This window comes from Agrobacterium sp. 10T429 (genome assembly GCF_056393925.1).
The window spans coordinates 1-364 of sequence record NZ_JBFTGV010000095.1 but is presented as its reverse complement, the minus strand read 5'-3'; the positions used below and the strand labels follow the sequence as shown (position 1 = coordinate 364).

Below are 364 nucleotides of genomic sequence, written 5' to 3'. Positions count from 1 at the left end.
CAGTTCCACCTCGGCCGTGCCGTAGCGGATCTCGGCCGCGAACGGGTGCGAGTTGCCGTAGCCGCGCTGGGTCGAGTAACCCATCGACAGCAGGAAGCCCTCGTCACCGCGCGCCAGGTTCTGCAGGCGGGCGGCGCGGTCGGCCGGGAAGGTCAGCGTCTCGCGCGTCAGGTCCGGCGGGGCGGGGTCGCCGGGCGGGATGGCGTCGGCTTCGACCAGTTCATCGGCTTCCAGCAGGCCCGTCACGCGCGGCATGCCGGCGGCCAGCGGCTGGGCGGACGGCGGCAGCGGTTCCGGGTCGCGGCCGGCTTCGAGCGAGAAGTCGAGCAGGCGCTGGGTGTAGTCGTAGGTCGGGCCGAGTACC

Annotated in this window: 1 protein-coding gene; it reads right to left on the bottom strand. The window is 73.4% G+C overall.

What is annotated here, in order from left to right; all coding sequences use genetic code 11:
• Positions 1-364: carbon-phosphorus lyase complex subunit PhnI (locus AC1DCP_RS26690; protein ID WP_476774914.1), on the bottom strand; the 364-nt coding region annotated here is incomplete at both ends.